Below are 22,747 nucleotides of genomic sequence, written 5' to 3'. Positions count from 1 at the left end.
TTAGCTGTACTTCTTGAATCCCATGTCACGGGCGATCTCACGGAAGCACTGCCGACACAGCCAGATGTCGTACTTGCTCACGAGCCCCTGCTTGCGGCCGCACCGCTGGCACTCGTGAAGCTGGCCGGTCCGCTTCGTGGCCTGCTCGCCCGTCTCTGTCTGATCTGCTTCGCTCATTCCGTAACCTCCACGCCGAACTCGCTTTCGAGGTACGCGACCGCGTCCTCGGGGTTCAGGCGGTGTCGCTGGGGTATCTGCCGGCTCGCCTTGTCGCGCTTGTGGACCCGGTAGCCGGGCCGCACGAGGTTGACCGTGACGTCCATCCCGTAGATGCCTATTTCGGGGTCGTACTCCTGGCTCGGGAACTCGGTGTGTTCCTCGACGCCGAAGCTGAAGTTGCCCGTCTCGTCGAACTGGCGCGCGTCGATGTCCGCGAGCGACAGGGCCGTCTCGAGGAACTCGCGGGCGTCCTCGTCGCGCAGGGTGACCTTCGCGCCGATGGGGTCGCCCTCCCGGATGTTGAAGTCCTGGAGCGTCCGCTCGGCCTGCGTGCGGACCGGCTGCTGGCCGGCGACCTCGGCGAGGATGTCCTCGGCGTCCGCGAGTTCGCGGCCACCGCGGCCGACGCCCATGTGGACGACGACCTTCTCGACGCGCGGCTTGCGCATCTCGTGGAACTCCGCGTCGGCGCTCTCGCTACTCATCGTCATCACCCGTGAAGTTCTCGTCGATGACGACGACGTACTCCTCGATGGTCTCGAAGCGACCCTCGTCGCGCTCGACGAGCACGTTGTTCGACGACGACGAGGCGGTGACCTGAATCTCGTCGATGGTGCCGATGTCGCCCGCGTGCGTGCCGGCGACGGCGGTCACCAGCGCACCCTCCTCGTACGGGAAGTGCGCGACGACGTCCTTGTCGTCGTTCGAGACGACGATGGAGTCGTTCGGGTCGATGTCCTCGCGGTCGGTGAGCAGGGTCGCCCCGTCGTGGAGCGTCAACTGCGTCTCCCCGCCGGGGACCTGCCGCTTCCCCGTGACCTTGCCGAGTCGCGAGCCGGCGGCGTCCTCGTCGATGGGGGTCAGGGAGAGCCGACCGCCCTCGTCGGGGAACACCCGGTAGAACTCCTCGCGCTCGGTGAACGCCAGGATGTCGAACATCCCGATAGGCCGCTCCTCGTCGCTGATGGGCTGGCCGTTCACGAGGACGGAGTCCTGTTCGAGCGCGTACCGTGCCTCCTTCTTCGAGTCCACGTACTCGAGGACGTCGCGTAGGAGAATCAGCAGGGGGACCCCTGCCTCGCCGTGCGGGCCGGCGTCGGCCTTCACGGTGAACGTGTTCTCCTTGCGCTCGACCGGCCACGAGTCCGGGACGGAGAGTCGTTTCTGGTGGTGCGTCATTCGTTGTCCTCCAGGCGTGCCTCGCGCTTCTCGTCCGAGAGGTCGAGGTCCGTCACCACGAGGTTCGAGGCGTCGAGCGGACGAGGCACCTCCTCGCCGTCGGCCGTCTCCTGGGTCACGTCCTCGACGTGGACGACCGCGTCCTTGAGGTCGACCGCAATGACGTCGCCGTCCTCGCCGGCGTAGTCGCCGCGCTGGACCTCGACGGTGTCGCCCTCGTTGACGCGGACGCTCCGGGTGCCGTACTCCTCTCGGAGGTCCTCCGAGAGGTGGGCACGGACCTGCCGCTGCTTCTCGTGAAGCGGGGCGCGCCGTTGTCGGGTTCGCTGTTTGTCTGGCTGTTTCGTCATCGTTACAGTATCATCGTCGCCGTGCTGGCGATGCTGCCGAACCGCTCGGCCACTTCTCGCGCGATGGGACCCTTCAGTTCGGTCCCGCGCGGGTCCTCGTTCTCGTCGACGATGACCGCCGCGTTGTCCTCGAACTTGACCCGGGTGCCGTCCGGCCGGCGGATGGGTTTCCGCTGGCGGACGACGACGGCCTCGAGCACCTGTCGACGCATCTCGGGGGTGCCCTTCGTGACGGAGACGGTGATCTTGTCACCGAGCCCCGCCTTCGGGTGGCGGTTCTTCGTCCCGGAGTAGCCGGAGACGGAGATGACCTTCAGCTCGCGGGCCCCGGTGTTGTCCGCACACCGGATGAGCGAGCCCTTTTCGAGGCCCTGGGTGACGTCGGCGTTGAGCGCCTGCATCACTCCTCACCTCCGAGTCGTTCGATGACGACGTGGCTCTTCGTCTTCGAGAGCGGTCGTGTCTCTGCGATACGAACCGTGTCGCCGACCGCGAGGTCGAGACAGTCAGGGTGGTGCGCGGAAACGCGCGACCGCCGCTTCATGAGGCGGTCGTATTTGGGTACCTTGACGTCGTACTCGCGTTCGACGACGACGGTTTTCTCCATGTCGGTAGAGGCGACCGTGCCCTCGAGCGTCTGTCCGCGAACGGCGAGTTCGCCGTGGAACGGACAGTTCTCGTCGGAGCAGGCCTCCTCGGGTTCCGATACGTTCAGTCCTAGCGCCATTTGCTGGTAGCAGTGGTTTCGGTGCGTCGGGCCGGACGCGCGACGAGTCGCTCGCCGTCGACGATGACGCGCTCGCCATCGACGTGGAAGCGGAACGTCGCGGCCGCCTTCGGCACCTGTTTCGGCCCGTCGCCCGTCCCGACGACGAGGGTGTTGGTCGTCTCGTCGACGACCGTGCCACTCACGCCGACCAGGTCGGCGTTGGGCGAGTCGACGACCTCCACGCGGAGGCCGGCGAGTTCGTGTCGGGGCAGGGTTCGGGGGTCCATACTTACTCTTGCTCGCGGCTATCGCCGCTCGCGCTGTCCGAGGCCGAAGCCTCGCTGTCGAGATCGCCTTCCTCGCGCTGGACCGTCTTGATCCGCGCGATGGTGCGGCGAAGCTCCTTGATTCGCCCGGGGTTCTCCGGGGCGCCACCCGCGGCCTGCACGGCACGCGAGTTCAGCAGTTCCGTCTCGAGGTCCTCCAGTTCGGCCTCCCTCTCGGCAGGCGTCATGTCCCGAATTTCCTCGACGTGAACGATGGCCATTACTCGTCGACCTCCTCGGTGTCGTCGTCAGCGTCGGCCTCGTCGGCCTCGTCGGTCTCGTCCGCCTCGTCGCTCTCGGCGGCGTCGTCCATCTCGTCCATCAGTTCCTCGGCGTCCGCCTCGGTCTCCTCGTCGAGGTCGTCGATCTCCTCCTCGAGTTCCTCCAGTTCGGACTCGACGTCCTCCTCGGAGTCCGGCGGCGAGGTGGGCGCTTCCCCTTCCTCGGGGTCGAGCTCCTCTTCGAGGATTTCCTCCTCGGCGACGTCGTCGGCCGGCTCGGCCGGCTCCTCGGGCTCGAGGTCGTCGCGGTCCTTGGTGACCTCGTCGTCGAGCGCCTCGTCGGCCTCGGCGAGCAGGTCGTCGACGCCCTCCTCGGCCTCCTCGATGTACTCCTCGATGTCGGCGTCCTCGGCGATCTCGAAGTCGTCGGGGAGTTCGGCGTTCGGCGGGATGATACGCACCTGCACGCCGATGGTACCGAGCTTCATCACGGCGGTACCGTCGCCGCGGTCGACGATCTCCTCGGCGGGCTCGCCGTTGTGCTTGATGTAGCCACGGTTGAACTTCTCCACGCGGGAGCGTGCGCCCGTGACCTTGCCCGAGAGGACGATTTCGGCGCCGAGCGCGCCGGAGTCCATGATGCGGTCGATGGTGGTGTGGCCCGCCTTCCGGAAGTACCAGCCACGCTCGAGGGCGTTGGCCAGCCGGTCGGCGACGATCTGGGCGTTCAGGTCCGGCTCCTCGACCTCCTGGACGTCGATCTGCGGGTCCTCGAGGTCGAACTGCTCCTCGATCTGGGTCGTGAGCTTCCGGATGTTCTTCCCGCCCTTGCCGATGACCATCCCGGGCTTCTCGGCCTTGAGGACGATCTGGGTCCCCATCGGCGTCTGGGCGAGGTCCATCCCGCCGTAGCCGGCCCGTGACAGCTCTTGGGCGAAGAACTCGTCTATCTGGGTGCGCTGGAGGCCCTGGTCGATGAACTGCTGTTCGTCGGCCATTATTCCTCCACCTCCGCGAGGACGAGTTCGACGTCGACCTGCGGCGTGTTCCACTCCGAGGCGCGACCGAACGCGCGGGGCTTGCGGCCCTGCGACTCGCCGACCTTGTGGGCGGCGACGTGCTCGATGACCATCGTCTCGCCGTCGAACCCCTGGTGGTCAGCGTTGTTGACGCCGTTCTCCAGCAGGTCGAGGAACGCCTTCGAGGCCTTCTCGGGGTAGCGGCCCGCGTCCCAGCCGTCGATGTCGCTCCGGTGACCGACACCGGAGTTGTGCGACTTGAACGGGACGGACCGCTCCTCGGCGACGACCGCTTCCAGGTACTCGACGGCGTCGGCGACCGTCTTCCCTTTGATCTCGCGGGCGATGGCCTTGCTGTGCTTGTGGCTCATGTGACGCTCCCGGAGCATCGCTTTCGCCGTCGTGTCCGGGTCCGCGTCGACTGAGTAGCTGATTCCCATGTTATTTGAGGGGCACGAACTTCGAGGAGCGCGTGGCCCCGATGCCGGCCTGTCCGTGTTCGACCGACGTTCGGGTGAGGACGAACTCGCCGAGGTAGTGCCCGAGCATCTCGGGTTCGACCTCGACGCGCTCGAACTCGTGGCCGTCGTAGACGGCGAACGTGAGCCCGACGAACTCCGGCAGGACGGGCATGTCCCGCAGGTGCGTCCGGATCGGGTCGTTGGCCGTCTCCTCCTCGCCACGCGAGCGGGCCGTCTCGACGAGCTTCTCCTGCTCGGTCGTGAGACCACGCGTGATACTTCGCCGCTGTCGAGCGGGGAGCAGTTCCGCTACCTCGTCGAGCGCCATCTCCTGCAACTCGTCGAGCGTGTGACCGCGGTAGCTGAACTCGCCCTCGCGGCCGGTCTGGTACTCGGAACTCATTTGTTGTCGTTCCCTCCTTTGCCGCCCCGACCGGTGCGCCGGGACGAGATGTCACCGACCTTCCGGCCCGGCGGCGCGTCGCGGGAGACGCTCTTCGGCTTGCCGGGGTGCTGGCGGCCGCCGCCACCGAACGGGTGGTCGACGGCGTTCATCGCCACACCGCGCACGTTCGGCCACTTCGTGCCGCGTGCGCGCATCTTGTGGTGTTTGTTGCCGGCCTTGACGAACGGCTTCTCCGTCCGACCGCCGCCGGCGACCGTGCCGATGGTGGCACGACACTCCGGCGAGAGGCGGCGGACCTCGCCCGACGGCAACTGAACCACGGCCGCGTTGCGGTCGTGGGTCAGAAGCTGGGCGTTGACGCCCGACGCGCGGGCGAACTTCCCGCCGTCGCCGGGCTGGCGCTCGACGTTACAGACCGGGACGCCCTCCGGGATCTCCGCGAGCGGGAGCGTGTTCCCGACCGCTATCTCCGCGGAGACGCCGACCTGAATCGAGTCGCCGACGCCCACGCCCTCGGGCGCGAGCACGAGTCGGCGGTCGCCGTCGTCGAACTCGACGGCCGCGACCGGCGCCGACCGGGCGGGGTCGTGTTCGATGTCCACGACCGTGCCGGCGACGACGTCGCCGTCCTCGACGTTGCGATGCGACAGGTTCGCCTTGTAGCGGTGCGACGGCGCCCGGAACGTGGGCGTGCCGCGACCGCGACGTTGTCCCTGGATTCGTCGTCCCATCTTCAGAACACCCCGATGCGAGAGGCGACTTCCTGTGCGTCGTCGTCCTCGGAGAGACGGACGACGGCCTTCTTCTCGCCGTCCATCGTCATCTGCGTGTTCACGCCGGTGACGACGACGTCGAACTGCTCCTCGACGGCCTCGCGGATGGTCGGCTTGTTCGCCGACTCGTCGACGATGAACTGGAGCTTGTTGTCGAAGTCCATGTCGTTCATCGCCTTCTCGGTGACCAGCGGATACCGAATCGTCATCGGTCGGCCACCTCCTCGAGGGCGCTCTCGGTCCAGACGGTCAGTCGACCGCCCTCCGCGCCGGGCGCGAGGTCCTCGGCGGAGACGTTCGCCGCGGTGGCGACGTCGACGCCCGCGAGGTTGCGGGCCGCAGTCGACGGCTCCTCGCTCGTCACGAACAGGACCGAAGACGGTTCGGTGTACTTCCGGCCGCGGTTGCTCCCCTTGCCGGCACGCACCGTCTTGCCGTCCTCGGCGCGCTCGATGTCGGCGTGGGCGCCGACCGATTCGAGGAACGCGACGACCTCCTTCGTCTTGACGAGCTCCTCGAACTCGTCTGTCACGACGAGCGGGAGTTCGAGATCGCCGTCGAACGCGTGGCCGCGCTCGGCGACGCGCTCGGCGTCGGCGGTGGCCGCGATGGCCGACCGGACGGCGAGCTTGCGTTCCTTCGTGTTCACGTCGAGTCCGCGGTCCTTCTCCGCTTTCGGCGGGTGAGCCTTGCGGCCGCCCACCGTCTGCGGGACGCGGCGACCCTGCCCGTTCTCGCGGGGCACGTGGGCCATGCCGCGGCCGGAGCCGAACGACTCGGCCGGCGTGCGCAGGCCCGCGAACTCGTCGGTGCCGTAGTCCTGACGTCGGTTGGCCTGGGCGGCACGGACCGCACGCTGGATGAGGTCCGGCCGGAAGCCCGTCTCGAAGACGGCCGGCAGGTCGACCTCGCCCGCGTCCGCGCCATCCAGGTCTCGTACTGTTGCCTTCATGGATTAGCCCTGGTTGGATGCGGTGGAGACGAACCGGACCTCGGGGTCGAGGCGCGGCTGGTCGTTCGGGCGGATGGCAGGGCGGAACCGGAGGAGCCGCTTGTCCGGCCCCGGGAGCGAGCCCTTCACGAGGGCGTACTCGCCGTCGACCTCGCCGTAGTTGACGAAGCCGCCGTCCGGCGTGACCTCCTCGTCACCGAGCGCGACGAGCCGCTTGTTCAGCTCCGTGCGCTGGTGGTAGCCGGTCTGGCCCTGCTGGGGAACCGTCGAGCGGACCCGCGAGGGGTTCCACGGACCGAGGTTCCCGATGCGGCGCCGCCAGCCCTGACGGGCGTGTTTGCCCTTCCGCTTCTGGACGCCCCAGCGCTTGACCGGGCCCTGGGTGCCCTGACCCTTCGTGACGCCCGCGACGTCGGCGTACTCGCCGGCGCGGAACACGTCCGTCATGGCGTGTTCGCCGCCGTCGTCGAGCAGGTCGAGCGCGAACTCGACGCGGTCCTCGACGGAGCCGCCGCCGACGCGCGTCTCCATCACGTCGGGTTTCTTCTTCGGGACGCCGCCCAACTCGCCGGGGACGGTGTGGGTGACGACGCGAACGTCGTCGACCTCGCCGTTCTCGACGGCGTCGTGGATGGCGTCGGCGTCCGAACTGTTCTCCTCGGGCCGGTCCAGCGCGCGACCGAGGTCGCCGTGGAGCGAATCGCTCCACGTCTCGGTCAGCGGCCGGAGGCCGTACGCTGTGTCCTCGTAGACTCGAAGGGCGGCCGCCCGCATCGCGGGCGTCTCGACGACCGTGACAGGGACGGTCTCCTCCATCCCCTCGCGGGGGGAGTTGGGCTCGTCGTTGATCATCACGACGTGGGACATGCCGGCCTTGTAGCCGGCGAACCCCTGAAGCCCGGGCTGGCCGTCGTCGTCGGGCCAGCTGTTGAACCGCGGCACCTCGCTGGCGGCGCGGTCGCGGGGGCTGTACCCCATCGAGCCTTTTCGTGGTCTGCTTGGTTGTGGCATTCTGGTCTCACTCCAGTGTGAGGGCCGCGAGGGTGGCGAACATCGCCTCCTCCGTTCGCACGACCTCGCTCCCTTGGTTCGGAACCGTGTTGAGCCAGAGGTCGAACCGCGCGTGCGGTTCCGAATCGTCGTCTTCGCTCCCCTCGGACGCGGCGTCCGACGGGATGGTCTCTGCGCCCGGGTCCACGCCGAGTAGCTCCGGCAACCCCCGCTCGGGGGCGCCGAAGACGACCGTCATCCCGCGTCCCGTCGACTCGACGATGTCGTCGAGCCGTGACACGGTGAGCGGTTCCCCGTGACGGGACGCGGCGATACGGACGCCTGCGTCCTCACGGGCGAGTGACGTGGCAAGGTCCTCGCGGTACACCTGAAAGCCCGCAGGGGGCTCGTCGACGATGCGTGCGCGGACCGGTCGACGCGAAGAGACCCTGACTGTGACGCGCTCCCCCTCCCGGACCGTCATACCGGACGGGACCGGGAGCGAGACCGGGTGTTGCATGCCGCAATTGACCCGAACGCGGTCGTCAGATCCGACCTCGGTCACGATTCCCTGTCTTAACGACCCCGAATCGTCCGATCCGGAGCCGGTCCGTGAGCGGACGCGGAGCGGCGGCAGCACGCCCGCGTACTCCAGTTCGTCCCGCCTGTCCCACGCCTCCTTTCGGAGGTATGGGGGTGTGGCGGCGTACCGCAACACGGTGTCGACGAACCCGTCACCGAACCTGCCGCGTTCGCCCGACGGATCGGGGAACACGACGAGGCGGTCGACCCGGAACACCGTCGCCGCGCGGGCGACGTAGCCGAGTTTGCGAGTCGCCTCGCGTTTGTCCTCGGCTTCCCGGGTCAGCGATGACGGCACGAGTACGCTGCGTGTCATGCCGTGACGCTTCCCTGTCTGCTCACTAGACTGTGCCGGTACATCCCTATCCGAGCATAAAAGTGACGCGGTTCTACGGCGGGTCTGCGGCCCGTTCACAGGGGTTTCGCGTGAGGCGAGGTCACACGGACCGGGGGCCGTGATTCCCCCCGATTCGGAAGCCTTTTAATCATCACCGTGCTTCGAATCAACTGCAGGCACGCGCTGGTAGTGTAGTGGTATCACGTGACCTTGCCATGGTCACAACCCGAGTTCAAATCTCGGCCAGCGCATTTCTGTCGAGGGCTACTCGCCAGCGACCGCGAAGCGTATCGCCACACACCCGGATTACAAACGACGGCCGCCCGAACGACGTGTATGGTCGACGTGAGCGGCCATCTGGCGATGGCACTCCTGTTCGCGGCGCCAGCGTGGCTCCTCTGGCACCGGCGCGAGGCGCTGGCGTTCGTCGGCCTCGCGCTGGCGACCGCGATGTTGCCGGACGCCGATCTCTACCTGCGGCGCGTGCTACCGGTCCACCACCACGGCGTCACCCACACCGTCGTCTTCGTCGTCGCCGCCAGCGTCGTCGGTGGGGTCGTCGCCGCGAGACTGCTGACCGACCGACTGAACGACAGCCGCGTCATCGAACCCGGAACCGTCGCCACGCCGGTCGTGTTCGCGTTCGCGGCCGGCGGGCTGTTCACCGGCGGCCTCAGCCACGTCGTCGCGGACGTGCTGTCGGCACCCGACAAGGCGTCGGCGCTGGAACCGCTGTGGCCGCTGTACCCCCAGCCCCTCGGTATCGACGTCATCTACTACGACGCGCCGCTGTGGAACTTCGGGCTGTTCGCGGTCGCGGTCGCCGTCCACGTCGGTCTGTCGCGGCTGGAGCGATACCCGCTGGACACCCGCTACCGCGTCGATTCGGCGGACCAACAGTAATGGGCCACGCCCCCCAACAGGGGGACGATGCCCCGGTTCCCGACGCCGAAGCGCCGCGACTACGCCGCCGGCGCCGGCGCGACGCTCGCCCTCGCAGTCGGCTACGGCGTCGTCGGGACCCCCCTCGCGCAGTACACCGCGTGGCTCGTCGTGTTCTGCGTGTGGATGGTGTGGTTCGTCCTCGTCGCCGTCGAAGTCGTCCGCGTCATCGACCGGTGAACGGTGCCGGCGACAGGTGGGTTTTTGAGCGTCGCCTCACAGCCCCCACGGGATGACAACCACCGTTCGGGGGACGGTCCAGGGGATGGCGGCGCGCGCGAACCCGGCGTTCGCGTCCGCGGCCGTGGTCGTTCCCGTCGGCGTCCTCGCGCTCGCGGTCGTGTTCGGCACCGTCCAGCAACACACCTACGCGCACGTGATGGCGGGCGTGCTGTGGACCGGCATCGACCTGTTCATGGCGCTCGTGCTGGGACCGGTGCTCGGGGGGCTGGCCGTCGACGAGCGGGCCAGCGTGTTCCAGCGGTTCACCCCGAAGATGACGTTCCTGATGCCGGCGCTGGCGCTGGTGACCATCGTCGGCGGCATCACCCTCGCCCTGCGACTCGGCTACTTCCCGCATGCCGACCCGTGGCTGGCGCTGTTCACGGCCGCGAGCCTCCTGCCGGCGCTCGCCTCTATCGGCTGGCAGTTCGATGCGTTCGACGACCGGCGCTGGCAGGCCGCCTTCGGCGTCGCGCTGGTCGGCAGTCTCGCGTATCTCGCGGTCACGCTCCCCGAGTTCGCCATGACCGACCCGCTCATCGCGGTCACGCTCGGCGTGATGGTGGTGCTCACCGTCGTCGGCTTCGGCGTCCTGATGCCCGGCGAGGTGAAGATGTACCTGGAGATGCGCTCGGCGAACCCCGACACCGACGTCATCAGCCGCATCGGCCTCCGGAACGCCAAGCTCAGCGGCGTGCAGGGCTTTTTCCAGCTGGTCATCATCGCGGTGATGGTGTATCTGCGGTGGGGGCTGTGACTACTCGCGGGAGTCCCAACGGAGCCGGAGTTCGCCCGACTCTCGGTCGCCACCCAGCAGGGCGGGCCGCTCGACCGTCGTGACCCGCACCGCCGTCTCGTCGGGCGGGGGGAGAAGTACCACCGTGTCGCCGCTCTCGACGCGCACCTCGGTGGCGTCGTCGAACGCGCCGTCGAGGTCACCGAGCGGCGCGACGAAGGGGGCGTCGTCGGCGGTAGGGTCGGTGCCGACGGGGTCGCCCCACGCGATGTCGTCGACGTCCTCCGAGCGGCCCGCGAGGACGGCGTTGAGCGCCGCGCCCGCCAGCAACACCAGGCCACCGAAGTAGAGGAACGTGATGAGAAGCAGGACGACCCCGACGATGCCGTACTCGGCCTTGTCGGAGACGAGCGCGTACAGCCGGAACCCGTAGCTCAGCGCGGTCCAGCCGGTGCCGGCCAGAAGCGCGCCGGGCAGTATCTCGCGGACGCTCACGTCCTCGTCGGGGAACACGTAGTACATCGGTAGCAGGGCGACGGCGATGCTCACCACCGACAGCATCGGCCGGACGACGGCGTCGCCGGCGCCGAACGAGGGGACCGAAACGACCGTGTCCGCGAGCGTCAGCGCGAACAGCGCGACCCCGATGGCCCCGAACACGGCGACGCCGTCGACTATCTGGTCGACGAACCCGTTTTGCGCCTGCGACTCGTAGATGTCGGAGAACGCCTGGTCGAGCCCCCGGAAGATGCGGAGCGTCCCCCACGTCAGCGCCGCGGCCGACAGCAGCGAGAGGCCGGTGCTGTCGGTGCCGTTGCGCGCGGCCTGCACCAGAACGGCCGCGATTGAGCCGGCCGCCTCACCGGTCCCCGACCCTCCGGCGGCCGGCGTGATGTTGGCGACCAGCGCCTCGACGACCGACGCCGCCAACTGCTCGCCGCCGACGCGCGTGAGCAGAAACAGCGTGAGAAGCAGGAACGGCAACAGCGAGACGAACGCGTGGTAGGCGATGCTCCCGGCCATGAACGTCACGTTCTCCGCACGGAGTTCGGTCACCATCGCCGAGGCCACCTCCTTCCCCCGCTCTCGCACGCGGCGCGTCCGGGACGTTCCGGTCATGGGCCGGCGTACACGCCCCCTCGGGAAAAGGCCCGCCGGTCCGGCTCAACCGAGCCACCGCTCCAGTTCCCCGGCGACGACGCCCGGCCGCTCGCAGTGCATGAAGTGGCCGGCGTCGCTCACCTCCACCACGCGCGCCCGCTCGAAGCAGTCGCCGGCCCGCTCGAACAGGTCGGGGCCGATACAGCCGTCCCGCTCGCCCGCGAGAACGAGCGTCGGCGTCTCGAACGGCTCGTCCGGTTCGACATCGGGCAGGCCACGGCGCGCCAGCCCCGTCATCGACCCGTTGACCATGTCGCGGTAGTACGAAAGCGCGTGGTCGGCGGTGTCGCCCGCTTCGAACGTCTCCTTCACCGCGGCCAGCCGTTCGTCGGGCCAGTCCCACCCCGGCGACCACAGCCCCCACAGCAGTTCGACCAGCAGGAACTCGCGGCCGGTGAGCGCCCGCTCGGCGACGCCCGGGAACTGGAACAGCCAGACGTACCACGACCGCAGGACCTGTTTCGGGTGCCGGAACAGGAGCGCGTCGAACCGCGGCGGGACGGCCATCGTCGCGGCGCGCTCGAACGAGTGGTCGCCCGCGAGCGCCGCGTAAACGGCCACTGCGCCCCAGTCGTGACCGACGACGTACCGGGCGTCCAGTTGCTCGGCCAGCGCCGCGGCGTCGGCCCCCAGCGCCGCGGCGTCGTAGCGGCCGTCCGGCGCGGCGTCGGTCGGCCCGTACCCCCGCATGTAGGGCGCGACGAGTTCGTAGCCGTCGAGTTCGGCCGCGAGGGCCTCGAACGTGGTCGGGTCGTCGGGGAAGCCGTGGAGACACAACAGCGGTTCGCCCTCGCCCCAGGTTCGGCACTCGAAGGTGAGTCCGTTGGCGTCGACCTCCATACCGGGCCATCGGCGACCACGGGTAAAGCCGTGGGGCCTCGCTGACGGGACAGGTCGACGGGTCCGGGCCGTCTTTATCGGCCTGGCTCCCGTAGGCCGAGCCATGACAGTCGTCGCACTGCTCAGCGTCGCCCCCGTCACCGAAGGGAGCATGGCAGGCGAGGTTGCCAAGGCCGTCGCCGCGCTCGACGAGTTCGACGTGGCCTACGAGACGAACCCGATGGGAACCGTCATCGAGGCCGACACCGTCGAGGAGCTGATGGCCGCCGCGACGGCGGCCCACACCGCCGTCGACGGCGACCGCGTCTCGACGTTCCTGAAAATCGACGACAAACGGGCCCGCGAGTCGTCGGCCGACGAGAAGGTTACGGCCGTCGAGCGGGAGCTGGGCCGGCCGGCGAGGAAGGAACGGTAACACACCGCACGTCGGCCAGCAGCCCCTTAAGCGACGCCGCCACAGCCCCGGACATGAGCCAGCAGACGGACACGAGCGACGACCGCGACGACGGACTGGGCGTGGTCGACGACGCGGACGGTCCGACGCGGCTGGAGTCGGTCGTGAAACTGTTCCTCGGGACGCTCGCCGTCGTGGCGTTCGGCTACCTGCTCAGCCTCGTCCCGCCGTTCGAGCGGCCGCTCCCGGGGACGCCCATCACCGTCGAGGCGGCCCTGCTCGGCGTGCTCGCGCTCGTCGTGTTCGGCCTGTTCGTGGTCATCGCCGACGAGTTGGAGACGGTCGCGGCCGAGCGCCTCGACGGGCCCGGTGACGTGGACGAGGCCGCCGGCGGCATCCTGAAGTATCTCGTCGTGTTCCTCGCCTTCCTCGCGGTGTACGACCCGCTGGCGCGGGCGGTCGTGCCGTTTCTCGCGGAGACGGGCAACGCGTGGCTGTTCGACGCCGCATACACCGTCGTCGCGCTCCTGTTGCTGGCGCTTGCGGCGGCGCTCGTGTACACGAGCCTCGACCCGCTGGCCGAGATGCTGACCGGCTACGTCGAGAGCGAGGAGTAACCTGCGAACGCTTTTCAGCGGCCGCGGGCAAGCCGACGTATGCAGAGTCTCAACCGGATGGCGCTGGAACTCGTCGACGAGGCCATCGAGTTCGCCGACGAACTCGCCATCGAGACGCGGGAACTCGCGGGCGGCGCGACGGTGCTCGACTTCGGCGTCGAGACGTTCGGCGGCTACGAGGCCGGCCTACTGCTCGCCGAGATACAGACCGGCGGGCTGGCCACGGTCCAGACCGAATCCGGCACCGTCGACGGCGCACCGATGCCCCACGTCAAGCTCCACACCGACCACCCGGCGCTGGCCCTGCTCTGCTCGCAGAAGGCCGGCTGGGAACTGTCCGTCGACGGGTTCGAGGGGCTCGGCTCCGGCCCCGCCCGCGCGCTCGTCGCCGAGGAGGACGTGTTCCGGCGCACCGGCTACGCCGACGCCTGCGAGTTCGCCACCCTCGCCGTCGAGAGCGACGAGTTGCCCGAGCAGGCGGTCGCCGACCACGTCGCCGACATGACCGACTCCGAGCCGGGGTCGGTGTTCCTGCCGACGTTCCGCACAGACTCCATCGTCGGCTCGACGGTGCTCGCCGCGCGGGCCGCCGAGATGGCCGCTTTCCGGCTGACGGAACTCGGCTACGACCCCGCGGCCCTGCTGACGGCTCACGCCACCGCGCCCGTCGCGCCCGTCGCCGACGACTACGAGACCGCCGTCGGGCGGACGAACGACGCGCTGGCGTACGGGGCGCAGGTCCACCTCACCGTCGAGGACGAGTTCGACCGGTTCGACGAACTGCCGTCCACCGCGCGCGACGAGTACGGCGTCCCGTTCGAGCAGATATTCGACGACGCCGACTGGGAGTTCTACGACGTGCCGACCGAGGTGTTCGCGCCCGCGCAGGTGACCGTCGACGTGGTCGGCGGCCCGACCCACGCGCTGGGTGCCACCGACGAGACGCTCCTGGCGCAGTCGTTCGGCCTGTGAAGTTCAAGGTCGTCCCCCCCGCGCCTGACTCGCTGGACCGCCTCGACGCGGTCCACCGGGCGCTCCCCCGGGTGCCGGACGCCGAGGAGTCCTGCTGTGTGCGGCTGATGCGCGAGGCCGACGTGCCCGCACAGGACGACGCGAAGGCGTGGCTCACGTTCTGTCGCGCGCTCGGGGTGGCCGAGGAGAGCGAGCGGGGCTACCGGCGGGTCGGGTCGCTCGACCCCGACGCGCTCCGCGAGCGGTTCCGCGAGCGGGTGTACGCCGCCGACGAGGCGCTCGCGGTGTTGGCCGACGCCGAGGGGCCGCTGACGGCCGGCGAGGTGTTCGACCGCCTGCGCGACCGCGTACCCGCGTGGGAGCGCCAGCGCAGTACCGACTGGGCGGAGACGTGGCGCGAGCGGGTCGCCCGAATTCTCGCGTGGGCCGTCCTGCTGGGGCTGGCCGCCCCCGAGGACGGCGGCTACGTCAGCGTTTAGTCGACCCCGCGACAACGCTCGCACATGTACGACGCCGTGCTGTTCGACGTTGACGACACGCTCTGTCGCTACCGGCGGTCGGGGGGTGAACTTCTCGAGGCCGCGTTCGACGACGCGGGCGTCGACCCGTTCTTCGACGTGGAGGCGTACCACCGCCGCTACGGCGAGTTCATGGCCGACACCGACGGAGTGGCTGAACTCCGGCGGGCGTGTTTCGCCACGCTCGCGGAGGAGCGGGGCCGCGACCCCGAGGTGGGCCGGGCGGTCGCGGACGCGTTCGCCGCCGAGCGCGACCACCGCGCGGTCGACCCCCTGCCCGGCGCCCGCGAGGCGGTCGACCGCCTCGCGGAGGACCACGCCGTCGGCGTCGTCACCAACGGCGACCCGGGGATGCAGTCGCAGAAACTGGAGGGACTGGGCCTCGCGGACGCGTTCGAGGTGGTGGTCCACGCGGGCTACGACGCGCCAGCCAAGCCGGACCCCGAACCGTTCCGGCGGGCGCTCTCGACGCTGGACGTGACCCCCGAGCGTGCGGTCCACGTCGGCAACTCCCTCACGTCGGACGTGGCAGGCGCGCACAACGCCGGCCTCGGTGCCGCGTGGCTCGACCAGGGCGTCGACCCCGACCCCCAGCCCCACTACGTCCTCGACTCGATGCGCGACCTGCACGCGCCGCCGTGGCGCGGGTGAGCGACGGCTTCGAAGTCGGGTCCGCCGTTTCTGTCGGTTTTCCAACTGAACAACGATGCTGGAAACCGTTTACTACCCACACCCCATGCCTCGACACGTCGGCCCGCAGTCCCCGCCGACGCTCACCCTCCCTCTCACCGCACCGGGACCGTGACGGCCCGGTCGTCCGCTTTCGCGTCGAGGCGTGCCAGTCGCTCGTCCATCGGCGGGTGGGTCGCCAGCAACCGGGTGAGGGTCCCCTCCTCGTCGCCGTGGATGTACAGCGACGCGAGCGGTCCCGTCGGCGTCGAGGCGCGCTCTATCTTCCGGAGCGCCTCGGCGAGCGCGCGCGGTCGTCCCGTCACCGCGACGGCGCGGTCGTCGGCGGCGTACTCCCGGCGCCGCGAGTACGCCCGGAGCGCGAGCGTGAACGCGAACAACAGCAGGACCGCAAGGCTCGTCACCGCGAGACGGGCCCGCGTCGTCGCGGCCTGGATGCGCCGGTAGGAGTCGCCACGCGCGTAGCCGACGGCACGAGCGGTGCCCGCGACCAGAAGCGTCACCGGGAGCAGGAGGAGCAACAGGAACCCCGAGACGGTGCGGACGAGACTGTAGCCGAGCGTCTGAACGAGGCCGTCGCGGTTCTCCAGGTGGGTGAGTTCGTGTGCGAGTATCGTCTCCAGTTCCGGCGCGGTGAGCAGTCGAAACAGGCGAGCGTCGACGACGACGCGGCCGTCCGACGGACCCCCGAGCGCCAGCACGTTCGGCGCCTCCATCCGCGCGACCAGCAGGGTGGGCGACTCGACGTCGAACGAGTCGGCGAGCGCGTCGAGTCGCCGGTACAGTTCGGGCGCCTCGGACTCGGCGATCTCGCGAGCATCGAGCGCACGGAGGATGCGCGCGGTGCCGAACTCGTAGGAGGCGTAGCCGAACGCGAGGGCCACGGCGACGACGAGCACGGCCGTCGTCACCGGATCCGGGCGCTGGTTCCACACGAACAGCAACCCCAGATACGAGAGGTACGCCGCGACCGCGTAGAACACGAACAGCCCGACGGCCGCCGCGAGCATCAGCAGGCGCATCCCCGCACCGCGGTTCATACGACCGGTAGGCGCTCTCCGCGGGAAAGCGTTCGGGCCACCGGGACGCTCGCCGGCGGCTACGAGGCGGGCGGACCGCTCCCCTCGCCCGGCGACTCGTCGGGGGGGTCCACCTCGGCGGACGATTCGCCGCCAACTCCGTCGGGCGCGTCGGACTCCACCGGCGCCTCCGGCGGCTCGTCGGCGGTCACCTCGACCGGTAGCTCGCCCGCCTCGACCGGGCCGAGCACCGCCGGCCAGCGGTCCGGCCGGACGAGCCACGGCACGACGATACGCGCGAACTCGAACACGAGTACGAGCACGAGCGGCCCGAGGAAGATGCCGTACCAGCCGAACAACAGCGGGCCGAGGATGTACGCGAGCATGACGGCGCCGACGTGCAGGCTCCGGCCCGAGACGTACGGTCTGAGCAACTGGTCGGGGATGTAGTCGACGACGACGACCGAGACGAGCGCGAACACCGCCGGGAACCAGAGCGTCTCGGGGTCGCTCACCAGCGAATCCACCGCCATGAGTAGCGCCATCGGCACCCAGACGAGTTTCATCCCGACGACGGGCACGAGGCTCGCAACGCCGGTCAACAGCCCCAGAAGCACCGGGTTCGGGATCGGTACGACCGGCGGCGCCCCGAGGTTCAACAGCGTGTAGACGGCGGCACCGAGCAGTCCCGTCACGAGCGCGTTCAGGATGTTGCCGAAGTAGACGGTCTTCAGGTCCCGGTCGACCGCGACGAAGTACGCGAGAAGGACCGTTCCCTCGTCGGACTCGGCGAAGAACGTCCGACGGACCCAGGCGGCGATGCGGTCACCGTCCCGGAGGAGGTAGAACGTGATGACGAGGACGATGAACAGCTGGACGGCGGCGTTGCCGACCGTCGCCAGCGACGCGACGAGCCCGTCGAGCAGGCCGTTCAGCGTCCGGGGGTCCAGCGTCGAGAGCCGCTCCGGTTCCGCGAGGAGGAGTTCGACCCCGTCCTCGACCTGCTGTCTGAGCTGTGCGAGGTCCAGATACGGCTCGAGCGCGACGGCGACCTGTTCGAACGCCGCCGACTCGGCCAGCGCGGCGAGCTCCTGGACCGCCACCGCGACCGTCCATCCGACGAGAAGCAGTACCGGGAGCGTCACCGCGAGGATGGCGATGGCGGTGCTGAGCGTCCGGTTGGGGACCCGGCGGTCGATGCGGACGAACACCGGCCGCGTGACGTAGTAGACGAACAGCCCGAGGACGAGCGTGCCGACGTACCGCCAGCCGACGAACGCCAGCGCAGCGGCCAGAAGCGCCGCGAACAGCCACAGGACGGCCCGGGTGCGGTCGAACTCGGGGATCGTCGTCACGGCGACCACCCCGGCCGGGCGAGACCGGCGGCCTCACGCGGCCCCTCGACGCGCCGAGTCGACGGCACGGCTACGGCAAGCGCCGGGCGGCCGAGCGTGCCCGGAGCCGGCGGCGGGCGCGACTCATACGCCCTGCTCCCGTTCGCCCGTCACGACCTGCTCCCGGGCGGGTCCCCGCGTCGACAGCCCGACCAGTATCAGGACGACGCCGGTGGCGATGAGGTTCACGCCGAAGAGGACACCGATGGCCCACACCGCCGTCGACGGGAACCCGACCCAGAGAAGACCGGCCAGAGCCAACGAGAGGGCGCCGCTCACGAGGAGCGCGAGCCAACTGGACCGGCCGCGGCCGACGACTGCCCACCCGAGTTTCACGACGCCGTCGACCACGAGGTACGCGATGACGAGCAGCGTCAGCGTCGTCACGCCCAACACCGGATTCGACAGCAACGAGATGCCCGCGAACCCGTAGACGATGGCGAGGAGCACCTGCCATATCGCCCCCCAGATGCTCGCCGGCGAGAACGCGTGCGCGACGTGGACGATAGCACCCACGACGAGCACCGCGCCGAGGAGAATCGACAGCGAGAGGCTTGTGACGAACGGGAACAGCACCGCGAGCAGACCGAGCACGGCGATGATGCCGCCGGCTATCATAGCCGCCCGCGATTCGGCCTGTACGTTCGGGGATCCGGCGTTCGGAGTCGTGTTCTGGCTCATGGAGCTTCGGGTGAGCTTCGACGGAACGGAGCAAAAGACGGGCCAATCGTTCACGTCGCTACATGGCAGGCTACTGCCGCTATCTTCCGGCACGCGCCCGTCTTCCGCGGGAGTAACGCCGTCTTGTGTGGCGCCACGCATCTCGCAGGGACCGTTCCTGCAGGGCTCCGCGCCAGCCAGGATGCGGTGGCCCGACGGACGTCGAAAGTCGCCCGGAGCGTATCGACCGGTTCACCACGGAACGTCGTCATCGGACTGCCGGCTCCGTCCGACTGCGCCTCAGTTCACTGCGGGGTAGTCACGTGGACACGCAGGGCTATGCGGCTCTGCGTCGTATTCGGTGGTATGTCGGGTGAGTTCAACCGACCGAGGGCGCTCGCCGTCGCCAGGGCGGCGGTGTACGTGGCCGCGGCCGTCGCCTGCGTCGTCCTGTTCGGCCTGACGCTGGCGTTCCTGGCCGTGATGGGCGCCCTCGGCGTGCTCTCGGTGCTGGCGTTCGGCGACGCGAACACGCTCGTCGTCACCGCGTTCGGTGCGTTCGGCCTGCTCGTGAGCGGGGCAATCGGGTTCGTCGTCGTCGAGGGGGCCCGTCGCGCCGACCGGTGGCTCGTCGAGGCGGCCCGCCGGCCGGAGCCGTTCGAGGACGTCACCACCCGCTACGTCGCGGGCGACATCGACGAACGCGGCCTCGAGCGGGGGCTCGAACGCGTGTTCGCCGGGTCGAGAGACGAGCGGACGGTCGCCGACGAAGAGCTATCGGTCACGGTCCACCGCGGCGACGACGCGCGCGACACACGGGAGTCAGAGGAGCGGTAGCCCGCCGTTGCCAAGCCGGAGCCCGTCGCACGCCGGGCGTAACGGTCCCGACGATTCGGGTAGGCCGACGTTACCGGGGTCGGGTCAGCCGCCCTCGCCCGGGTCGTACGTGTGGGCGTCGTCGACCGAGGGTGCGCCGATAGCGAGAACGCGCACCGGCGCGTCGGCGTCGTCGGGGTTGTACGCCCGCTGTGGGCTCCCGGGGTCGACGAACAGCGCGTGGTCCGTCTCGACGACGTACTCCTCCTCGGGGGTCTCGACGTGGAGCCGGCCGTCGAGGATGTAGAACACCTCGACCTGCTCGTCGTGGTAGTGGTAGCGGAGCCCCGACTGCTCGCCAGGCGCGAGTTCGTACACCCGGAGGCCGAGCGGCGAGTCCTGGTAGTCGTAGCCGGCGGCGACGCTGAGCGAGCGTACGTCGGTCGGCCGGTCGTCCCACTGACCGAGGTCGTCGGGGTCGACGAGGTGGTAGCCCATGGTGGCGCTACCCGCCCGGCCGCCAAGAAGGTTCGCGAGCGCCGGAGCGGCCGGACGCCCGGCACGAACTTTGATTACGCATCAACAGTTTGCCACAATCATGTCAGAGTCGGGGGGAACCTGTAGCTACTTTCTCGACCCGGACGAGCCGGAGACGTGGAGTAGTGAGACTGCCGGAGAGTGCCGTCTCGACGACGATATACTGGACGACAACGGCGTGTGGCGGTGTCCCCACGACCCGGGAGACGGGGAGCTCTGCCCGTTCCACCGACCCGTCGACGAGACGGACGACGACGAGGTACTGGACGCGTTCCTGGAGGCACTCGACGCGGACTCCGGGGTGGGCGGCGACGCCGTGCGGTTCCTCGGTGCGACGTTCGGGGCGTTCAGCCCGTACGACGACCGGATAGGGACCGGAGGCGACGACGTCAGTATAGACCTGTCGTACGCCGAGTTCGAGGGGTGCGTGAGCCTGTCGAACACCGTCGTCGACGCCGGCGGACTCCGGTTCGTCGGCGTCGACTTCGGGGAGAAGGTCGACGTGTGGAACGCCGAGGTCCGGGCGGCGACATCGTTCAGGAACGCGACGTTCCGCGGGGACGTCGAGTGGGAACGGTGTCAGTTCGGGGATACGGCGACCTTCAGGAACTGCACGTTCGGTGGTGCTGTCACGTTCAGCGAGACGGGCTTCGACGACGGAGCGACGTTCGACGGCGCCGAGTTCCACGGGCCCGCCGACTTCGAACGGGCGACGTTCGGCGGCGACGCCACGTTCGACTATGCCCGATTCGAGTGCCCGGCCGCGTTCGACGATGCCGCGTTCGGGGGCGACGCGAGGTTCAAGGCGGCGAGCTACGGGGCCGACGTCGGGTTCGTCGCCGCGAGCGTCGACGGCACCGCCAAGTTCCGGAAGGCGACTGTCGAGGGCGACCTCGACCTCGAACGCGCAGAGATCGGGGGCGAGACCGACTTCTTCATGGCGACGTTCGGCGGCGACGTCGACGCCTTGTTCGCGACGTTCGGTGGCTCGGCGGGGTTTCTGAGCGCGGCGTTCGGTGGCTCAGCCGAGTTCAAGAAGGCAGACTTCGGCGGCCACGTCGACTTCGGGAAGGCGACGTTCGACGGCCCGGCGGCGTTCGGCGAAACGACGTTCGACGCGCGAGCGTCGTTCGCCAAAGCGACGTTCGAGGACGGCGCCCACCTCGGGTCGGCGGCGTTCCGGGGTGAAGCCGATTTCGCCAAAGCCACGTTCGCGGGCAGGACCGACTTCCGAGGCGCACGGTTCGAGGACACCGCCGAGTTCGACTTCGCGACGTTCGAAGGCAGGAGCCGGTTCGTCGACGTGGTGTTCGCGTCCGAGACGAAGTTCAGCGACACGGTGTTCGACGCCGAAGCCGAGTTCTGGGACGCGACGTTCGAGGAACGAGCCACGTTCTTCAAAGCCGAGTTCCAGGAGGATGCCGACTTCGAGCGGGCGAAGTTTGAGGGGAAGCTCAACGCCAAGCGCGTGACGTTCGGTGGGGAGGCGACGTTCGACGCCGCCGAACTGACCGGCGACGCGACGTTCGCCGGAGCCACCTTCGACGGGGCGGCCTCGTTTTCGGCGGCGAGGTTCCTCGGGGCGGTCAGCTTCACCGAAGCGGAGCTCGTCGACTCGGATTTCGCCGACGCGACGCTCACCGGCGGGAACTTCGACGGCGCGAACGCACGGGGGGCCGTCTTCCGCGAGGCACAGCTCGAGCGGGCGAGCTTCGGGGACGCGGTCCTCGAGCGGGCCGATTTCGAGCGCGCGAAGCTCTCGAACGCGGACCTGTTCGGGACGGACCTCAGCGGGGCCCGACTGTACGGGACGCGCATCGGGGACGCCGCCATCGACACGGAGACGACCTTCGACCGGCACGGCGACGGCCGGTGCCGGTACGACCCCCGCTCGGCGTACGAGTACGCCCCCGACGCCCCGGAGTCTGACCCGCTCAGGAAAGCGATGGCCGCCTACCAGACGCTGGAGAAGCTCTGCCGGGAGAACGCGCTTCCGGATGCGGAGGCACGGTTCTTCGTCCGCCGGCAGGACATGTTGCGTCGACAGCGCCGCGAGAACGGGGAGTGGGGACGATGGCTCCGGAGTTGGGCGTCGAACCTCGTCGTCCGATACGGGGAGAGCCCGTGGCGGGTCGTCGGGTCGACGGCCGTCGCGGTGGTTGTCTGTGCGCTCCTGTATCCGCTGTTCGGGCTCCGAGCCGGCGGGGAGATACTCACCTACGCCAGCCCGGTCGGGGTAGTCGACACCCTCGCCGAGAGCCTCTACTTCAGCGTCGTTACGTTCACCACACTCGGCTACGGCGACGTCCAGCCCGTCGGCTACGCGCGCATCCTCGCCACGCTCGAGACCATCGCCGGCTCCGCGTTGCTCGCGTTGCTCGTGTTCGTGTTCGGCCGCCGCGCGACCCGGTGACCGACGACCCCATCACGCCGGGAGCGACGGGACGGGGATCGCGGAAGGCGGCGGCTCCGGGGACTCGGCCCGGGGGCGGTCACATCTACACCAGGTCCAGGTCCTCGGCGACCATGTCGGCGATGGCGTCGGCCACCTCGGGGTCGACCGACGCCACCTCGTCGCCGTCGTGGAGTCGGTCGTTGTGTCTGTCGACGGCGTCGCCCGCCTCGGAAAGTGGCACCCGGGAGGTGGTCTCACAGTCGGGACAGACGATGGGCACCTCCGGCGTGTCGTCGGACTCGGTCATCGT

Annotated in this window: 33 protein-coding genes and 1 tRNA gene; 11 read left to right on the top strand and 23 right to left on the bottom strand. The window is 69.4% G+C overall.

Annotation, left to right across the window (positions count from 1 at the left end):
* From NL112_RS10820 to NL112_RS10745, 16 genes are read right to left on the bottom strand one after another with little or no spacing between them, the layout of a single operon-like run.
* The gene (locus NL112_RS10820) at positions 1 to 177 is read right to left on the bottom strand and encodes a 30S ribosomal protein S14 (RefSeq protein ID WP_255148848.1); all 177 of its coding nucleotides are present in this window, start codon (positions 175 to 177) and stop codon (positions 1 to 3) included.
* On the bottom strand, positions 174 to 704 hold the full coding sequence (locus tag NL112_RS10815) for a 50S ribosomal protein L5 (RefSeq protein ID WP_255148847.1): 531 nt from the start codon (positions 702 to 704) through the stop codon (positions 174 to 176). The genes NL112_RS10820 and NL112_RS10815 overlap by 4 nt, the downstream gene beginning before the upstream one ends.
* Positions 697 to 1,398 carry a 30S ribosomal protein S4e gene (locus NL112_RS10810; protein WP_255148846.1) on the bottom strand — a complete coding sequence of 234 codons (702 nt, stop codon included), beginning with the start codon at positions 1,396 to 1,398 and terminating at the stop codon, positions 697 to 699. The genes NL112_RS10815 and NL112_RS10810 overlap by 8 nt, the downstream gene beginning before the upstream one ends.
* A complete protein-coding gene (gene rplX, locus NL112_RS10805) occupies positions 1,395 to 1,748 on the bottom strand; it encodes a 50S ribosomal protein L24 (protein WP_255148845.1) in 354 nt (117 codons plus the stop codon). Before rplX ends, NL112_RS10810 begins: the two co-directional genes overlap by 4 nt.
* A gap of 2 nt (positions 1,749 to 1,750) precedes the next feature.
* The gene (locus NL112_RS10800) at positions 1,751 to 2,149 is read right to left on the bottom strand and encodes a 50S ribosomal protein L14 (RefSeq protein WP_255148844.1); all 399 of its coding nucleotides are present in this window, start codon (positions 2,147 to 2,149) and stop codon (positions 1,751 to 1,753) included.
* Positions 2,149 to 2,475 carry a 30S ribosomal protein S17 gene (locus tag NL112_RS10795; RefSeq protein WP_255148843.1) on the bottom strand — a complete coding sequence of 109 codons (327 nt, stop codon included), beginning with the start codon at positions 2,473 to 2,475 and terminating at the stop codon, positions 2,149 to 2,151. Before NL112_RS10795 ends, NL112_RS10800 begins: the two co-directional genes overlap by 1 nt.
* Entirely contained in the window at positions 2,466 to 2,744 is a 279-nt protein-coding gene (locus tag NL112_RS10790) for a ribonuclease P protein component 1 (RefSeq protein ID WP_255148842.1), read from the bottom strand. Before NL112_RS10790 ends, NL112_RS10795 begins: the two co-directional genes overlap by 10 nt.
* A gap of 2 nt (positions 2,745 to 2,746) precedes the next feature.
* The gene (rpmC, locus tag NL112_RS10785; RefSeq protein ID WP_255148841.1) at positions 2,747 to 3,004 is read right to left on the bottom strand and encodes a 50S ribosomal protein L29; all 258 of its coding nucleotides are present in this window, start codon (positions 3,002 to 3,004) and stop codon (positions 2,747 to 2,749) included.
* A complete protein-coding gene (locus NL112_RS10780) occupies positions 3,004 to 4,002 on the bottom strand; it encodes a 30S ribosomal protein S3 (protein ID WP_255148840.1) in 999 nt (332 codons plus the stop codon). Before NL112_RS10780 ends, rpmC begins: the two co-directional genes overlap by 1 nt.
* A complete protein-coding gene (locus tag NL112_RS10775; RefSeq protein ID WP_255148839.1) occupies positions 4,002 to 4,463 on the bottom strand; it encodes a 50S ribosomal protein L22 in 462 nt (153 codons plus the stop codon). The genes NL112_RS10780 and NL112_RS10775 overlap by 1 nt, the downstream gene beginning before the upstream one ends.
* A 1-nt stretch (position 4,464) precedes the next feature.
* A complete protein-coding gene (locus NL112_RS10770; protein ID WP_255148838.1) occupies positions 4,465 to 4,887 on the bottom strand; it encodes a 30S ribosomal protein S19 in 423 nt (140 codons plus the stop codon).
* A complete protein-coding gene (locus NL112_RS10765) occupies positions 4,884 to 5,621 on the bottom strand; it encodes a 50S ribosomal protein L2 (RefSeq protein ID WP_255148837.1) in 738 nt (245 codons plus the stop codon). The genes NL112_RS10770 and NL112_RS10765 overlap by 4 nt, the downstream gene beginning before the upstream one ends.
* A 2-nt stretch (positions 5,622 to 5,623) precedes the next feature.
* Positions 5,624 to 5,872 (bottom strand): 50S ribosomal protein L23, encoded by a 249-nt coding sequence (locus NL112_RS10760; protein ID WP_255148836.1) that lies wholly within the window; start codon positions 5,870 to 5,872, stop codon positions 5,624 to 5,626.
* Positions 5,869 to 6,615, bottom strand: coding sequence for a 50S ribosomal protein L4 (gene rpl4p, locus NL112_RS10755; RefSeq protein ID WP_255148835.1), 747 nt, complete (start codon positions 6,613 to 6,615; stop codon positions 5,869 to 5,871). Before rpl4p ends, NL112_RS10760 begins: the two co-directional genes overlap by 4 nt.
* Before the next feature lie 3 nt (positions 6,616 to 6,618).
* Positions 6,619 to 7,626, bottom strand: a complete 1,008-nt coding sequence (locus NL112_RS10750; protein WP_255148834.1) for a 50S ribosomal protein L3 — start codon at positions 7,624 to 7,626, stop codon at positions 6,619 to 6,621.
* 7 nt (positions 7,627 to 7,633) lie between these two features.
* Positions 7,634 to 8,503 (bottom strand): RNA methyltransferase, encoded by an 870-nt coding sequence (locus NL112_RS10745; RefSeq protein WP_255148833.1) that lies wholly within the window; start codon positions 8,501 to 8,503, stop codon positions 7,634 to 7,636.
* 201 nt (positions 8,504 to 8,704) lie between these two features.
* On the opposite strand from NL112_RS10745, the gene NL112_RS10740 reads away from it, so the two are divergent.
* The 4 genes from NL112_RS10740 to NL112_RS10725 all read left to right on the top strand — a co-directional run bounded on the left by NL112_RS10740 (position 8,705) and on the right by NL112_RS10725 (position 10,445).
* Positions 8,705 to 8,775 (top strand) — tRNA-Gly (locus NL112_RS10740).
* Between the two features lie 85 nt (positions 8,776 to 8,860).
* Complete coding sequence (locus NL112_RS10735) at positions 8,861 to 9,427, top strand: metal-dependent hydrolase (RefSeq protein WP_255148832.1); 567 nt, start codon at positions 8,861 to 8,863, stop codon at positions 9,425 to 9,427.
* Between the two features lie 27 nt (positions 9,428 to 9,454).
* A complete protein-coding gene (locus NL112_RS10730) occupies positions 9,455 to 9,646 on the top strand; it encodes a hypothetical protein (protein WP_255148831.1) in 192 nt (63 codons plus the stop codon).
* An 85-nt stretch (positions 9,647 to 9,731) separates the two neighbouring features.
* Entirely contained in the window at positions 9,732 to 10,445 is a 714-nt protein-coding gene (locus NL112_RS10725; protein ID WP_350356166.1) for a hypothetical protein, read from the top strand.
* On the opposite strand, the gene NL112_RS10720 is transcribed toward NL112_RS10725, so the two are convergent.
* The gene (locus tag NL112_RS10720) at positions 10,446 to 11,543 is read right to left on the bottom strand and encodes a YihY/virulence factor BrkB family protein (RefSeq protein WP_255148829.1); all 1,098 of its coding nucleotides are present in this window, start codon (positions 11,541 to 11,543) and stop codon (positions 10,446 to 10,448) included.
* A 45-nt stretch (positions 11,544 to 11,588) separates the two neighbouring features.
* Positions 11,589 to 12,425 carry an alpha/beta fold hydrolase gene (locus NL112_RS10715; protein ID WP_255148828.1) on the bottom strand — a complete coding sequence of 279 codons (837 nt, stop codon included), beginning with the start codon at positions 12,423 to 12,425 and terminating at the stop codon, positions 11,589 to 11,591.
* A gap of 103 nt (positions 12,426 to 12,528) precedes the next feature.
* Here NL112_RS10715 and NL112_RS10710 point away from each other — a divergent pair, with 103 nt between their 5' ends.
* From NL112_RS10710 to NL112_RS10690, 5 genes are read left to right on the top strand one after another with little or no spacing between them, the layout of a single operon-like run.
* Positions 12,529 to 12,840 (top strand): thiamine-binding protein, encoded by a 312-nt coding sequence (locus tag NL112_RS10710; RefSeq protein ID WP_255148827.1) that lies wholly within the window; start codon positions 12,529 to 12,531, stop codon positions 12,838 to 12,840.
* A gap of 53 nt (positions 12,841 to 12,893) precedes the next feature.
* Complete coding sequence (locus tag NL112_RS10705) at positions 12,894 to 13,436, top strand: hypothetical protein (protein WP_255148826.1); 543 nt, start codon at positions 12,894 to 12,896, stop codon at positions 13,434 to 13,436.
* Positions 13,437 to 13,475: 39 nt separating this feature from the next.
* On the top strand, positions 13,476 to 14,408 hold the full coding sequence (gene mch, locus NL112_RS10700; RefSeq protein ID WP_255148825.1) for a methenyltetrahydromethanopterin cyclohydrolase: 933 nt from the start codon (positions 13,476 to 13,478) through the stop codon (positions 14,406 to 14,408).
* Entirely contained in the window at positions 14,405 to 14,887 is a 483-nt protein-coding gene (locus NL112_RS10695; RefSeq protein ID WP_255148824.1) for a double winged helix-containing putative transcriptional regulator, read from the top strand. The genes mch and NL112_RS10695 overlap by 4 nt, the downstream gene beginning before the upstream one ends.
* Before the next feature lie 24 nt (positions 14,888 to 14,911).
* Positions 14,912 to 15,577: an HAD family hydrolase gene (locus NL112_RS10690; protein WP_255148823.1), complete on the top strand. Its 666-nt coding sequence runs from the start codon at positions 14,912 to 14,914 to the stop codon at positions 15,575 to 15,577.
* A gap of 134 nt (positions 15,578 to 15,711) precedes the next feature.
* On the opposite strand, the gene NL112_RS10685 is transcribed toward NL112_RS10690, so the two are convergent.
* The 3 genes from NL112_RS10685 to NL112_RS10675 all read right to left on the bottom strand — a co-directional run bounded on the left by NL112_RS10685 (position 15,712) and on the right by NL112_RS10675 (position 18,710).
* Positions 15,712 to 16,656 carry a M48 family metallopeptidase gene (locus tag NL112_RS10685; protein WP_255148822.1) on the bottom strand — a complete coding sequence of 315 codons (945 nt, stop codon included), beginning with the start codon at positions 16,654 to 16,656 and terminating at the stop codon, positions 15,712 to 15,714.
* A 59-nt stretch (positions 16,657 to 16,715) separates the two neighbouring features.
* Positions 16,716 to 17,990, bottom strand: coding sequence for an AI-2E family transporter (locus tag NL112_RS10680; protein WP_255148821.1), 1,275 nt, complete (start codon positions 17,988 to 17,990; stop codon positions 16,716 to 16,718).
* A gap of 123 nt (positions 17,991 to 18,113) precedes the next feature.
* Positions 18,114 to 18,710 (bottom strand): HdeD family acid-resistance protein, encoded by a 597-nt coding sequence (locus NL112_RS10675; RefSeq protein WP_255148820.1) that lies wholly within the window; start codon positions 18,708 to 18,710, stop codon positions 18,114 to 18,116.
* A gap of 345 nt (positions 18,711 to 19,055) precedes the next feature.
* On the opposite strand from NL112_RS10675, the gene NL112_RS10670 reads away from it, so the two are divergent.
* A complete protein-coding gene (locus tag NL112_RS10670) occupies positions 19,056 to 19,526 on the top strand; it encodes a hypothetical protein (RefSeq protein ID WP_255148819.1) in 471 nt (156 codons plus the stop codon).
* A gap of 84 nt (positions 19,527 to 19,610) precedes the next feature.
* On the opposite strand, the gene NL112_RS10665 is transcribed toward NL112_RS10670, so the two are convergent.
* On the bottom strand, positions 19,611 to 20,003 hold the full coding sequence (locus tag NL112_RS10665; RefSeq protein ID WP_255148818.1) for a cupin domain-containing protein: 393 nt from the start codon (positions 20,001 to 20,003) through the stop codon (positions 19,611 to 19,613).
* Between NL112_RS10665 and NL112_RS10660 the strand changes: the two genes are divergently transcribed.
* Entirely contained in the window at positions 20,002 to 22,455 is a 2,454-nt protein-coding gene (locus NL112_RS10660) for a pentapeptide repeat-containing protein (protein WP_255148817.1), read from the top strand. The genes NL112_RS10665 and NL112_RS10660 overlap by 2 nt on opposite strands.
* An 85-nt stretch (positions 22,456 to 22,540) precedes the next feature.
* Here NL112_RS10660 and NL112_RS10655 read toward each other — a convergent pair whose 3' ends face one another.
* Positions 22,541 to 22,744, bottom strand: coding sequence for a DUF8149 family protein (locus NL112_RS10655; RefSeq protein WP_255148816.1), 204 nt, complete (start codon positions 22,742 to 22,744; stop codon positions 22,541 to 22,543).
* Positions 22,745 to 22,747: the final 3 nt, after the last annotated feature.

This window comes from Halorarius halobius (genome assembly GCF_024298865.1).
GTDB lineage: Archaea > Halobacteriota > Halobacteria > Halobacteriales > Haloarculaceae > Halorarius > Halorarius halobius.
The sequence above is the reverse complement of the archived record's forward strand: the minus strand, read 5'-3'. Positions and strand labels throughout refer to the sequence as shown.

Excerpts from the sequence above, each read along its gene's own strand:
- NL112_RS10720 (WP_255148829.1), bottom strand. The coding sequence starts at position 11,543 with ATGACCGGAACGTCCCGGACGCGCCGCGTGCGAGAGCGGGGGAAGGAG.
- NL112_RS10820 (WP_255148848.1), bottom strand. The coding sequence starts at position 177 with ATGAGCGAAGCAGATCAGACAGAGACGGGCGAGCAGGCCACGAAGCGG.
- NL112_RS10735 (WP_255148832.1), top strand. The coding sequence starts at position 8,861 with ATGGTCGACGTGAGCGGCCATCTGGCGATGGCACTCCTGTTCGCGGCG.
- NL112_RS10705 (WP_255148826.1), top strand. The coding sequence starts at position 12,894 with ATGAGCCAGCAGACGGACACGAGCGACGACCGCGACGACGGACTGGGC.
- NL112_RS10690 (WP_255148823.1), top strand. The coding sequence starts at position 14,912 with ATGTACGACGCCGTGCTGTTCGACGTTGACGACACGCTCTGTCGCTAC.
- NL112_RS10810 (WP_255148846.1), bottom strand. The coding sequence starts at position 1,398 with ATGACGCACCACCAGAAACGACTCTCCGTCCCGGACTCGTGGCCGGTC.
- NL112_RS10780 (WP_255148840.1), bottom strand. The coding sequence starts at position 4,002 with ATGGCCGACGAACAGCAGTTCATCGACCAGGGCCTCCAGCGCACCCAG.
- rpmC (WP_255148841.1), bottom strand. The coding sequence starts at position 3,004 with ATGGCCATCGTTCACGTCGAGGAAATTCGGGACATGACGCCTGCCGAG.
- NL112_RS10660 (WP_255148817.1), top strand. The coding sequence starts at position 20,002 with ATGGTGGCGCTACCCGCCCGGCCGCCAAGAAGGTTCGCGAGCGCCGGA.
- NL112_RS10655 (WP_255148816.1), bottom strand. The coding sequence starts at position 22,744 with ATGACCGAGTCCGACGACACGCCGGAGGTGCCCATCGTCTGTCCCGAC.
- NL112_RS10750 (WP_255148834.1), bottom strand. The coding sequence starts at position 7,626 with ATGCCACAACCAAGCAGACCACGAAAAGGCTCGATGGGGTACAGCCCC.
- NL112_RS10790 (WP_255148842.1), bottom strand. The coding sequence starts at position 2,744 with ATGGACCCCCGAACCCTGCCCCGACACGAACTCGCCGGCCTCCGCGTG.
- rplX (WP_255148845.1), bottom strand. The coding sequence starts at position 1,748 with ATGACGAAACAGCCAGACAAACAGCGAACCCGACAACGGCGCGCCCCG.
- NL112_RS10670 (WP_255148819.1), top strand. The coding sequence starts at position 19,056 with ATGTCGGGTGAGTTCAACCGACCGAGGGCGCTCGCCGTCGCCAGGGCG.
- NL112_RS10745 (WP_255148833.1), bottom strand. The coding sequence starts at position 8,503 with ATGACACGCAGCGTACTCGTGCCGTCATCGCTGACCCGGGAAGCCGAG.
- NL112_RS10815 (WP_255148847.1), bottom strand. The coding sequence starts at position 704 with ATGAGTAGCGAGAGCGCCGACGCGGAGTTCCACGAGATGCGCAAGCCG.
- rpl4p (WP_255148835.1), bottom strand. The coding sequence starts at position 6,615 with ATGAAGGCAACAGTACGAGACCTGGATGGCGCGGACGCGGGCGAGGTC.
- NL112_RS10730 (WP_255148831.1), top strand. The coding sequence starts at position 9,455 with ATGCCCCGGTTCCCGACGCCGAAGCGCCGCGACTACGCCGCCGGCGCC.
- NL112_RS10685 (WP_255148822.1), bottom strand. The coding sequence starts at position 16,656 with ATGAACCGCGGTGCGGGGATGCGCCTGCTGATGCTCGCGGCGGCCGTC.
- NL112_RS10665 (WP_255148818.1), bottom strand. The coding sequence starts at position 20,003 with ATGGGCTACCACCTCGTCGACCCCGACGACCTCGGTCAGTGGGACGAC.
- NL112_RS10765 (WP_255148837.1), bottom strand. The coding sequence starts at position 5,621 with ATGGGACGACGAATCCAGGGACAACGTCGCGGTCGCGGCACGCCCACG.
- NL112_RS10775 (WP_255148839.1), bottom strand. The coding sequence starts at position 4,463 with ATGGGAATCAGCTACTCAGTCGACGCGGACCCGGACACGACGGCGAAA.
- mch (WP_255148825.1), top strand. The coding sequence starts at position 13,476 with ATGCAGAGTCTCAACCGGATGGCGCTGGAACTCGTCGACGAGGCCATC.
- NL112_RS10770 (WP_255148838.1), bottom strand. The coding sequence starts at position 4,887 with ATGAGTTCCGAGTACCAGACCGGCCGCGAGGGCGAGTTCAGCTACCGC.
- NL112_RS10675 (WP_255148820.1), bottom strand. The coding sequence starts at position 18,710 with ATGAGCCAGAACACGACTCCGAACGCCGGATCCCCGAACGTACAGGCC.
- NL112_RS10760 (WP_255148836.1), bottom strand. The coding sequence starts at position 5,872 with ATGACGATTCGGTATCCGCTGGTCACCGAGAAGGCGATGAACGACATG.
- NL112_RS10800 (WP_255148844.1), bottom strand. The coding sequence starts at position 2,149 with ATGCAGGCGCTCAACGCCGACGTCACCCAGGGCCTCGAAAAGGGCTCG.
- NL112_RS10795 (WP_255148843.1), bottom strand. The coding sequence starts at position 2,475 with ATGGCGCTAGGACTGAACGTATCGGAACCCGAGGAGGCCTGCTCCGAC.
- NL112_RS10715 (WP_255148828.1), bottom strand. The coding sequence starts at position 12,425 with ATGGAGGTCGACGCCAACGGACTCACCTTCGAGTGCCGAACCTGGGGC.
- NL112_RS10710 (WP_255148827.1), top strand. The coding sequence starts at position 12,529 with ATGACAGTCGTCGCACTGCTCAGCGTCGCCCCCGTCACCGAAGGGAGC.
- NL112_RS10725 (WP_350356166.1), top strand. The coding sequence starts at position 9,732 with ATGGCGGCGCGCGCGAACCCGGCGTTCGCGTCCGCGGCCGTGGTCGTT.